This window comes from Ruegeria sp. HKCCD4884, assembly GCF_013110855.1.
GTDB lineage: Bacteria > Pseudomonadota > Alphaproteobacteria > Rhodobacterales > Rhodobacteraceae > Ruegeria.
Genome location: NZ_WVRJ01000014.1, coordinates 99,256 through 110,519, shown reverse-complemented (window position 1 = coordinate 110,519; position 11,264 = coordinate 99,256). Strand labels below are relative to the sequence as shown.

Genomic DNA, 11,264 nt, shown 5'->3' with positions numbered 1-11,264 from the left:
AGCGCCTTTCGGAAAGGAAAACGAAATGTACAATTTCGAGTTTGAAAAACCCTCGACCATTGCCGACGCCGTGGCTGCGTTGGGGGCTGAGGACGCGCAAGCGTTGGGAGGTGGGCAGACCCTGATCCCGACGCTGAAGCAGCGGCTTGCCGCACCGTCCAAGCTGGTTTCGATGAGTGGCATTGCCGAAATGCAGGGCGTCTGCGTTGAAGATGACGGGTCTGTCTCGATCGGTGGTGCAACGACACACGCCACTGTGGCGCGCGAGGCCGCGGGGACTTATCCCGCGCTTGCGGCGTTGGCCGGGCAGATCGGTGATCCTGCGGTGCGTAACCGCGGTACCGTCGGTGGGTCGGTGGCCAACAACGATCCGGCGGCCTGTTATCCGGCCGGGGTTCTTGGGTCTGCGGCAACCATTGTGACCAACACACGTCAGATCGCGGCGGATGCGTTCTTTGAGGGCATGTTCAGCACCGCACTTGAAGAAGGTGAAATCATAACCTCGATCCGGTTCCCCGTGCCGCAGGCTGCAAGCTATCAAAAGTTCCTGCAACCCGCTTCACGCTTCGCGCTGGTCGGCGTTTACCTTGCCCGTTTTGCCGACGGCGTGCGGGTGGCTGTCACTGGCGCAAGTGAGGATGGCGTGTTCCGTTGGTCCGAGGCCGAAGACGCATTAGGTAAGGAATTCCGCCCGGACGCGTTGATGGATCTTCGGGTCAACCCAGCCAACATGATCTCGGACTTGCATGGTAGCAAAACGTATCGCGCGCATCTTGTATCTGTGATGACTAAACGCGCAGTCGAAGCTTGCATGTAAGTCTTTACACCTAAACCCGAAAGGCCCCGGTTCTGCCGGGGCTTTTTTCATGCCAGGCTAAAAACTTATCACCTTCGTTCTAACAAACTATCAGGCCGCCCATTTGGACGGCCTGACTAATCTGACGATAACTGGCGTGACTATTCAGCCGCCTGCGTGCTCACTGATCCGTGTTTGTCACGCTGGCTGTCGCGGAACAGGGCTTTACCCAACGCAAGGCACATAAGACCCATCACCATGGTAAACGGCAGCGCACCGATGATCATGGCGTTGCGCAATGCGTCCAGTGGGTTGTTCGCACCGGCTGCCAGAATAAGCGCACCGATCACTGCAGTCAGGATCACGCCCCAGATTATCCGATGCTTGACGCCGGTTTCCTGGCTGCCACCAGACATGATGGTGTTCATCACCAAAATGCCTGAGTCAGCTGAAGTGACCAGAAAGGTCAGGATCAGGATCACGCACATCACGTTCAGCATGGACAGGAGCCCACCGTCGATCATGTAAGACAGCGTCACGAACAGTTTGTTGGTGTTCGAAGCGCCAATGATCGCACCTTCGGCCGCGCCAGCCAGTTCAAGGTCAATTGCCGTGCCGCCCAGAACAGTCATCCAGGCGAAGCAGACAAGCGCAGGGGCGAACACACAGCCCAAGATAAATTCACGCACGGACCGGCCTTTGGAGATACGCGCAAGGAACAGACCCACAAAGGGCGAGAACGCGATCCACCAGGCCCAGTAGAACGTGGTCCAACCGGCCTGCCAACCAAATTGACGCCCTTGTTCACCTGCAGCGTATGCCGCCTCAAGGGTTGCTTCGTCCAACTGCGCGGCAGCGCCTTCCAAGCCACTTTTGAAGCCGTCAAAGCTGCCCCAAGCGTTGGTCGCACCACCCATGAGGTCTTTTGCGTGAGCCTGCGCTTCGGCAGGCAAAGCTGCTGCAAAGGCTTCCGCCGATAGCGGGCCATAAGCGTTAAAGCTAAGCGACAGGAAGTGCAGGATGTAATCGACCATTGCCGACCCATAGGTGGTCATGGCGAAAACGAACGAGCCAAATACGATGAACGTACCCAGCAAGATGACCGAGAGGACAAGGTTCAGGTTTGACAGGTATTTGACGCCACGTCCAACGCCCGACACAGCAGACAGGATCGACAAGGTCATAATCACGACCAGCCCTGTGATCAAACCCACTTTGCTGGGGGTTGGCACCTTACCGCTCAGGTCCATGATCCAATCCATACCAGTGATGGCGTACAGACCGTCAATGAATTGGCTGACGCCGTATCCAATGGTGACGGACACACCAAGGATCGTAGCAACAACGCCCAGAACATCGACAACATGACCGAAAAAGCCGTTGACGAAGCGACCGAACAGCGGGGTCAGGGCCGAGCGAATAGTCAGTGGCATATCACGGGTGTAAGCGTAATAAGCCAGCGACAAGCCGGTCACGACGTAGATTGCCCAGGCATGGAAGCCATAGTGCAGGTAAGTGAAGCGGTAGGCCGATTGCAGAGCTTCGGGCGAGTTGCCTTCAACCGCGCCGGATACCACCACCGGATTCGACCCCCATAGTCCGAGAGGTTCGGCCGTGGCAAATACCATAAGCCCCACGCCCAGACCTGCGCCAAACATCATGGAAAACCAAGAAAAGTTTGAAAACTCGGGCTTTTCACCCGGCGTTCCCATAATCCGACGCCCTGTTGCCGGAATAATTGCGACGATGGCGAGGAAAAAGAAAAACAGGCCTACAATGATGACGTAGAAACTGTTGAAAATTTCAAGCAGCTTTCCATTCAAACTGCCCAGAGTGCTGTTTGCATTGGCAGGGAAAACCAAGGCCCACAAAACCAGGCCGACCATGATCGCCTTGCTGAGCAGGGCAATCGGGACGCTGTAATTCTCATAGAAACCGGCATTCGCCGTTTCTATTTCAACGTCCGTAAAGGGTTCAGGTATCGACATGTTGCTTGCTCCTCCTTGCATATGCCGTTTTTTTTGGTGTGCGAAACTGAACTGAGAGGCGACGGGGCACAGAGCAAAACGCTTTGTTGCACCCACCATACCCTGAACGGGCTCTGCCCACTTTGGCTTGAGCTACGGTAATTTCACCACGTCTCCCGGCATGGTGTACCGTTGGTTCCTCCCGCTTTTTTCACCACTTGCGATGCTTCCGGTTCTTGGAGGCAGACTAAAAAGCCGCCGTACCAGCACTTAAAGCTGCAAGAGATTTTGCGTGTTTCGATTGGAGGACCCTATAAACGAGGGGGGAACAGGTCATTCAAAAAACCGACGCTTACGCCGAGCGAAGCGACCAACACATTCACACACCTTAGTGTTAGCGTAACCAAATGGGATTGGAGCACACCGACGTTCGGAACCGACTGAAGCGGCCGGTCTGTCGCCGGGGTGGACGCGTCTTGTTCAGCATATGCTGGCCGCGGGTCAGTTAACGGTACATGGCACATTCAGCGTATCCACCCCGAAGAGTTTTCCTTGTCGGACCGTGCCGCGCTTAAGTACGACCCGAACAGCCTAAGGCGCTTGGTGACCGAGCCTCATAAGCCCTTTGCTACTTCTGTCAACGCATGGTGAACCGAGATCGCGTAGCTGCGCGGTGCATAGACAGAAAAGGTCGTCCCCGCCTGATTGCAGCGCAGCAGGCATCCCACGTGATGAATTGCGGTGCGGGTGAATGCGCCCGCCGACATCTGTTCGACATCAAGGACGGTAAGGCGTTGAAACAGGTCGACGACACCTTGTCCGGACACATCAATCCGAACAAAGGCATCCGTCTGATCCGTGATTGACGCGATGCCTGCCAGTGCATCCGCAAGGCGACGGGCCAAAACCAACGGGCCAGAAAACGCCTCTTCACACAGATAGTGATTTGCGCCAAGCCAGTGCAAACTGTTGGCTGTACCGTCTTCGCTGCATCCAGGCGCGGGGATTGCGACAGAGCACAGGCTGGCCAACTTGGCTTTCAGCGCCTCCTCCTGACCCAAACGGGCTGAGATCGACGCCAAAGCGATGTCGTCACGCTCTTGAAAGGTCAGCGCTCCAATCACGTCCTTCCGAGGTTCGGTACCGCCCAAGGCGGCCTTGGCAACAAAATCACGCACGGAGCCTGTCTCCTTCAGGGTCAACGAAGTGAGCGCTGACAAGGGTTGCTTGGATGTTCACGTTGTCCACCGGGCTCACGATCTGAACCGTCTCGCCCAGACGCTCGGCGCCGCGCTGGACAAACGCAAGGCCGATGCTGCTGGACAAGTGTGGCGAATAGCCGGCCGAAGTGACATAGCCCTGATCGTTCTGCGGCAGATGTGACGCGCCTTCCGCAAAGACATGCGACCCGGCCAACACAGTATCTGAGGTATCAACGGGTTGGATGCCGACCAAAGCCAATCCATCAGGGTCAACCAAGGCCTCTCGTGCGCTGAGCGGTGCGCCGATACTGTCTTTTTTTGTCGAAACCATACGGCCCATACCCAAGTTATGAGCGCTAACAGTTCCGTTGAGCTCATTCCCTGTCACATGACCTTTTTCGATCCGCAACACACCCAGCGCTTCCATCCCGTATGGGGTGACCCCCAAAGGCTGACCAAGCTCCATCAGGTGCCGGATCAACGCATCGCCATACCGCGTGGGCACTGCAAGTTCAAAAGCCAACTCACCCGAGAACGAGATGCGGAACAACCGCGCCGGGATGCCGCCTGCAATGGTGATTTCGGCGCACCCCATGAAGGGAAAGGCCTCGTTGCTGATGTCAAAATCTCGATCAACGACCTGCTGCAACAGCTCACGAGATTTCGGGCCGGCAACGGCAAACTGCGCCCAGGCGTCGGTGGCCGAAATCAACTGCACGTCCATGTCCGGGAACAGGCATTGATGTACAAATTCCATATGACGATAGACGCCCACCGCGTTGGCTGTGGTTGTGGTGACCACAAAGTGATCCTCGGCCAGACGCGCTGCAGTGCCGTCATCCATGACAAGGCCGTCTTCTCGCAGCATGAGCCCATAGCGGGTTTTGCCCACGGGCAGCTTGGCAAAACCGTTGCAATAGACCTTGTTCAGGAAGGCGGCTGCATCTGCACCCTGAACGTCGATCTTACCCAATGTGGTGACGTCGCAGACACCCACACTGCTGCGCACGGACAAGACCTCGCGGTCCACCGATTGACGCCAATGGTTTTCACCTGGCTGGGGGAACCATTGCGCACGCAGCCACGGGCCAACTTCGACAAACACAGCGCCCTGTTCTTCAGCCCAATGGTGGCTGGGCGTCAGACGGGTGGGTTTGAAATCTTTCCCGACCGAGCGTCCTGCCCATGCGCCCATCGACACCGGCGAATACGGCGGTCGGAAGATGGTGGTGCCTGTTTCAGGTATGCTCTTGCCCGTAATCTCGGCCATAACGGCCAGCGCGCCTACGTTTGCTGTCTTGCCCTGATCGGTCGCCATACCCAGCGTGGTATAGCGTTTCAGGTGCTCGACACTTCGGAACCCTTCCTGCTCTGCCAGCTTGACGTCCTTGACTGTCACATCGTTCTGAAAATCCAGCCAGGCGCGGCCCTTACCAGGCACATGCCAGAGCGGAGATATCTGGTATTCTTCGTCTTTGCTTTCCGGCAAATCGATCCGTTTGGCTTTGATCCCCAAATCTTTCAAGGCAGCAAGCGCCGCATCCTTGCCGGACGCAAGCGCGCCGGAATTGGTAAGCTCACCCGCCGCGGCCCCTGCAACACACATACCCGTTGGCAGATCTGCCGACGGCACGAAAGCTGCAAGCGTGTCTGACCATTGCGGACGACCGCGTTGGTGACACGTCAGTTGCACATTCGGGTTCCACCCACCCGACACACCCAATCCGCTTACCTCAATCGGTCGGGTCTGACCGTCGGACAATTGCACGGTGATCATTTTCAACCCTAGACGACCCTGCGCATCCGTGACCTGCGCGCCCGCCAGCAATTCACACTCGGCAATGCGTTGCACGTCATGACGAGGGTCGATCACAGCGACAACTTTTACCCCTGCGCGGATCAAGTCTTGCGCGGCAAAGTGGCCTTCGTCGTTGTTGGTGAAGATCGCAACGCGCTGACCCGGTGTAACCGCCCAACGGTTTGCATATTCGCGCATCGCACCTGCCAGCATGATGCCCGGTCGATCATTGTTGGCGAACGCGATGGGCCGTTCCGTCGCCCCGGCACACAATACCGAACGTTTGGCGTAAACGCGCCACAGAATCTGCCGCGGCTTGCCCGCTTCGGGCACCGCGAGGTGATCTGACACGCGCTCGAGCGCACCAAAGATGCCATGGTCGTACACACCAAACACAGTGGTGCGTGTCAGCAGGCGGACATTGTCCATCGACGCCAGCTCGCCCAACGTCTGGGCAACCCAATCGGCATTCGATACACCCTCGAACCGGTCACTGTCGGCCAACAAGCGACCGCCCATCTGGCTGTCTTCGTCCGCCAGAATGACTCGTGCCCCGGACCGGGCTGCCGTCAATGCGGCGATCAATCCCGATGGACCCGCCCCGATCACAAGTACATCGCAATGCAGGTAACCTTTGTCGTAGATGTCCGGATCGTCTTCTTGTGACAGACTGCCCAAACCCGCGGCCTTGCGGATCATTGGCTCGTACAGCTTTTCCCAGAACGCTTTGGGCCACATAAAGGTCTTGTAATAAAACCCTGCCGTCAGAAACGGCGACAACCGATCGTTGACCGACATCGCATCAAACGCCAATGAGGGCCAGCGGTTCTGCGATTTCGCGTCAAGCCCATCAAACAGTTCGATCGTCGTCGCGCGCGTGTTCGGTTCCTGCCTGTTGCCCGTCCGCAATTCGACAAGCGCGTTGGGTTCTTCCGAACCCGCAGCCAGAACGCCGCGCGGACGGTGATACTTGAAGGAACGACCAACCAGCCGCACGTCATTGGCAAGAAGGGCCGAAGCCAGCGTGTCGCCCTGATAGCCTTCGTATGACTTCCCATCGAAGGTAAAACGCAGCTTTTTCGAGCGGTCGACCAAGCCCCCTTGCAAGCGATTTTTCTGAGTCATTTCCCGCGCCCCATCTTGCGGGCAACGTCCCGCGCCAGTTCCGTTGCCAGGATTTCATGCGTCAATGTATTGCGGGTAACCACCAGCCAGGACCGGTCCCCCTGTTCATGAAACCAAAGCTCGCGATGCGTGCCCGCAGGGTTGTCCCGCAGGTAGACATAGTCGTGAAATTCGTCTTGCGCCGTTTCTGACTGCCAATCTGGCCGTTCGATCAACGAGGCGTCGCCCAGATAGGTGAACTCGGATGCATCACGCGGGCCAAGCAATGGGTGATTGATAATCATGTCCTGGCTTCCTCAGTGCAGATTCGGTTGCGCGCCTGCGCCTCTTTCGTCAATCATCCGACCGGTTTTGAAGCGGTCGAGGCGATATCCGGTGGCGACCTCATGCGGGCGATCAGTGGCCATCAGATGCGCAAAGCAAAAGCCCGAAGCGGGGGTCGCCTTGAAGCCGCCGTAGCACCAACCCCCATTGAAATAGAGGCCCTCGATGCCCGTGTGATCGATAAAGGGTGATCCGTCCATCGACATGTCCATCACACCGCCCCACATCCGAAGCAGGCGCGTTCGGCCAATCATCGGCATGACAGCCATGCCCCCTTCAACAACATCCTCTACCACCGGCAAATTGCCCCTTTGGGCATAGGTGTTGTAGCCGTCGATATCGCCACCAAACACCAGCCCGCCTTTGTCGGACTGGCTGATGTAAAAATGCCCGGCCCCATAGGTGATTACACCGTCCAAAACAGGCTTTAAACCTTCAGACACAAAAGCCTGCAAAACATGACTTTCGATAGGCAAACGCATTCCCGCCTGCCCCATCACGCGACCAGACGAACCTGCAACGGCAACGCCCACCTTTTTGGCTCCGATGTAACCTCGGGTGGTTTCAACCCCCAGAACTTTGCCGTTTTCGATACGAAACCCGGTGACTTCACAGTTCTGAATGATGTCGACGCCCCGCTGGTCCGCCGCGCGTGCATAGCCCCAGGCCACCCCGTCATGTCGCGCCGTGCCACCACGCCGGTGCAGCAAGCCGCCAAGGATCGGGAACCGCGCGTTGTCAAAATTCAGTAAGGGATACATCGCGCGCACGCCCTCTGCATCCAGGAGTTCGGCGCCGGAGTCAGTGAACATCATCGCGTTGCCCCGACGACGGTAAGCGTCGCGCTGCGAATCCGTGTGACAAAGGTTAAGAATACCGCGTTGGCTGACCATCGCGTTATAGTTCAGGTCCTGTTCAAGGTTTTCCCATAGCTTGAGTGAGAGCTCATAAAACGGCTGGTTGCCGTCCAGCAGGTAGTTGGCCCGGATGATCGTTGTGTTCCGACCGACGTTACCACCACCGATCCAACCTTTTTCCAGGACTGCGATTCTGGCTGCACCATGCTCTTTCGCCAAATAGTAGGCAGTTGCCAGACCGTGACCGCCACCGCCGATAACGATGAAATCATAGTCTGATTGCGGCTCGGGATCTCGCCACGCGGGGCCCCAACCCCTGTGACCATTCAGAACCTGTCGCAAAATAGCGAGAGCCGAATACCGCATCTGGATGTGTTCCTAACTGTCTGTGCACCGGCGCATATTGAGGCAGGCGAATGGCCGCGTCAGTGCTTATTCCGTCATGCACTTTAACAAGAGCGACAAATTGCAGACGAGTATGTGACTGTTCTGATGAGATGTGAATGCAAGAAGCCCTTTGTTTTTCTCAGAAGCGGGAAACTATCGAGTTGAAAATCTACCAAACCGTTCATGCCCCAGATAACGCTTAGCGGATCGTTTGCCTGACCTGCTTTACGTTTCAAACTCCGGATTTCCGCACGTTTGCGGCGAAACAGTATCCGATTCCATGAACCGTCTTGATAAATGTCGGCTGGGTCGGGTCGGGTTCGATTTTTTTGCGAAGCCGTAATACGTGGACGTCAATTGTGCGGTCGCCGACTACGGTCTCGCGCCCCCGCGCCTTGTCCAGCAACTGATCGCGTGAAAAAACCATATGCGGGCTTGTGACAAAAGCTTGCAATACGTCAAACTCAGTCGTTGTCAGGGGCGTTTGCTGTCCACTATCTTTGGAGGTCAGCGTCCGTTCATGAGGGTTCAAAACCCAATTACCGAATGTGATTAGCGCAGATTCAGACCCGTTTTCAGAGGTTTCGCTCTCTTCAGTTCGGCTTCTTCGCAGTACGGTTCTGATACGCGCCAGAACCTCACGTGCTTCAAAGGGTTTGGTGATGTAATCGTCGGCCCCGAATTCCAGGCCGACAACCCGATCAAATATGTCATCGCGGCCCGACAAAACGATAATCGGGATATTGGATTCAACGCGAAGCTCACGCGTAATGTCAAAGCCATTGCGCCCCGGCAAGCCGATATCCAGCAGGATCAGATCCACGCCCCCATGGGCCAGAACCGCATCCATTGCAGTGCCGTCCGCCGCGCATGTGACCTGGCAACCCTGTTTCTCAAGATACCTCTGCAAGAACGAGGTGATCTGTGGATCATCATCAACAACAAGAATATGTTCTTTGACCATAAGGGTTTCCGGGCGGGCGTTACTGGCTGGCGCAGACCTGTTGTAACCGCGCGCGCTTGGATCGTGCAAGCCGCGAGCGGTAACAGTTTTCAGCATAACGTGCGACATCAGAACCTTAGAAAGCCCAGCCCCTGCCCTGGGGACATTGTTTCGGTTTCGGCCGGGATGACCGCCAAGCCGTCGGCCTGCGCCAGCAACGCGACCCGCCCGCTATAGGACGGGGCCATCAGCCGCAGGCGCGGCGCGCCATCTGCCGAAAAGCCTTCGATCTGGACCGGTCGGTATTCTTGCCGGCCAGCGCGGCGTTGCAGCGGTTCCGCCAGAACCGCTTGTTCCGGCACTTGAGGTGCGCGATGCAATCCGGCTCGTCTTGCCATCATTTGCGATCCGATAATTTGCCAGGTCACATAGGCCGACACTGGATTGCCTGGCAACCCGACATAAAGAGCATCCCCGCGCCGTCCGAACATGATCGGTTTGCCGGGCTTCATCGCAACCTTCATCACTTCGGTCCGGCCGCCGATCGCCTCAAACAAGCGTGGCATGTGGTCTTCATCCCCAACCGAAACACCGCCGGTCGTGATGATCAGATCAGATGTCTCACACGCATCACGCAAAACCTGCTCCAACAAGGCCGGGTCATCTTCGACCGGGCCCTTATCGGTCAAATCGATCCAGGGCTTGTCCAACAACGCCCGTAGCATATAGCGGTTCGAGTTGTAGATCTGACCGGGCCCGAGATCGTCACCCGGCTGTTTCAACTCGCTTCCCGTTGAAAAGATCGTAACCTTCAGCTTGCGCACCACATTCACCGCACCATACCCGGCAGAGGCCAGGGCTGCGGCTTCTCGTGCAGTAATCTCGCATCCCCGACGCAGGATCGGGGCGCCTGCCTTCAGATCTTCGCCCACCCTGCGGATATGCTGCCCCGGTTTCGGCCGGCGGGCGAACCGGATGCCGTTCTCTGTGACGTCGCAATCTTCCTGCATCAACACCGCGTCGAAATCGCTTGGAACCGGCGCACCGGTGAAGATACGCAAGGCACTGCCCAGCGGGGCCGAATGCGCACCGCTGTCTCCCGCTGCAATGCGCCCGCCAACCGGCAAATCGAACAGCGGATCGTCGCCCAGATCATGAGTCCGAACCGCATAGCCGTCCATTGCCGAATTATCGAAGGCTGGCATGTCGACCTTGCTGGTGCAGTCCTCTGCCAGCACCCGTCCGATCGCTTGGATCAACGGTAATGTTTCCGTGTCGGTCAACGGATCAGAGACGGCCAAGCCGCGATTCAGTGCCTGCTCGACGGACAGGTACATATGAGCGTGGCGGTCACAAGCGCATCCATCAGCCATTTTGGTTCTCCAATTGTTCGAACAGCGCTTCAAATCCAGCCTGCTCAGCCTCACCGAGCTTGGGCAGATAGGCGCGCGCTTCTTCCAGGTTCGAGTTGGGATCGCCAACAACCAGCAGCATCACCATTCCGTGTCGGCCATGCACGCGGCAGCGAATACCATAGACGCCCTCTTTCTCGAAGGTCAGGTCCATCTCGGGCTTGCCCCTGATCTCGAAACTACGGGCTCCGACGGGGATCATTCGGATAATCGACGTTACCGTGTGACGCCCGGTCGACCCCTTGAAACGCACGGTTGCACCGGCGGGTACACGCAACAGGTTCGGCTCAAACCGAAAGGTATGCGCCGGGGTATCGGCGTTCAAATCGATGATCTGATGCACAACGGCAACCTCGGGAACATCCTCGGCCTGCGCGACAGGAGCAAATGCCAATGCCAATGCCAATATCGCTGCACATGGTTTCAGCGAAAGTGTCATCTGTCCCTCCGGGT

9 protein-coding genes are annotated in these 11,264 nt (G+C 57.2%); 1 reads left to right on the top strand and 8 read right to left on the bottom strand.

The window, feature by feature from the left end; genetic code table 11:
- The first annotated feature begins 25 nt into the window (after positions 1-25).
- Entirely contained in the window at positions 26-817 is a 792-nt protein-coding gene (locus tag GS636_RS18450; RefSeq protein ID WP_171671471.1) for a xanthine dehydrogenase family protein subunit M, read from the top strand.
- Between the two features lie 140 nt (positions 818-957).
- Here the strand turns inward: GS636_RS18450 and GS636_RS18445 are convergent, their stop codons facing one another.
- The 8 genes from GS636_RS18445 to GS636_RS18410 form a co-directional block, all read right to left on the bottom strand.
- On the bottom strand, positions 958-2,784 hold the full coding sequence (locus GS636_RS18445; RefSeq protein ID WP_171671467.1) for a BCCT family transporter: 1,827 nt from the start codon (positions 2,782-2,784) through the stop codon (positions 958-960).
- A 593-nt stretch (positions 2,785-3,377) separates the two neighbouring features.
- Complete coding sequence (locus GS636_RS18440) at positions 3,378-3,941, bottom strand: sarcosine oxidase subunit gamma (RefSeq protein ID WP_171671465.1); 564 nt, start codon at positions 3,939-3,941, stop codon at positions 3,378-3,380.
- Positions 3,934-6,888 carry a sarcosine oxidase subunit alpha family protein gene (locus GS636_RS18435; protein ID WP_171671462.1) on the bottom strand — a complete coding sequence of 985 codons (2,955 nt, stop codon included), beginning with the start codon at positions 6,886-6,888 and terminating at the stop codon, positions 3,934-3,936. Before GS636_RS18435 ends, GS636_RS18440 begins: the two co-directional genes overlap by 8 nt.
- Positions 6,885-7,172: a sarcosine oxidase subunit delta gene (locus tag GS636_RS18430; RefSeq protein WP_171671459.1), complete on the bottom strand. Its 288-nt coding sequence runs from the start codon at positions 7,170-7,172 to the stop codon at positions 6,885-6,887. Before GS636_RS18430 ends, GS636_RS18435 begins: the two co-directional genes overlap by 4 nt.
- A 12-nt stretch (positions 7,173-7,184) precedes the next feature.
- Positions 7,185-8,435: a sarcosine oxidase subunit beta family protein gene (locus GS636_RS18425; protein WP_171671456.1), complete on the bottom strand. Its 1,251-nt coding sequence runs from the start codon at positions 8,433-8,435 to the stop codon at positions 7,185-7,187.
- Positions 8,436-8,688: 253 nt separating this feature from the next.
- On the bottom strand, positions 8,689-9,528 hold the full coding sequence (locus tag GS636_RS18420; protein WP_253762882.1) for a response regulator: 840 nt from the start codon (positions 9,526-9,528) through the stop codon (positions 8,689-8,691).
- A complete protein-coding gene (gene glp / locus GS636_RS18415; protein ID WP_171671454.1) occupies positions 9,528-10,772 on the bottom strand; it encodes a gephyrin-like molybdotransferase Glp in 1,245 nt (414 codons plus the stop codon). Before glp ends, GS636_RS18420 begins: the two co-directional genes overlap by 1 nt.
- A complete protein-coding gene (locus GS636_RS18410) occupies positions 10,765-11,250 on the bottom strand; it encodes a plastocyanin/azurin family copper-binding protein (protein WP_171671451.1) in 486 nt (161 codons plus the stop codon). Before GS636_RS18410 ends, glp begins: the two co-directional genes overlap by 8 nt.
- Between the last annotated feature and the right edge of the window lie 14 nt (positions 11,251-11,264).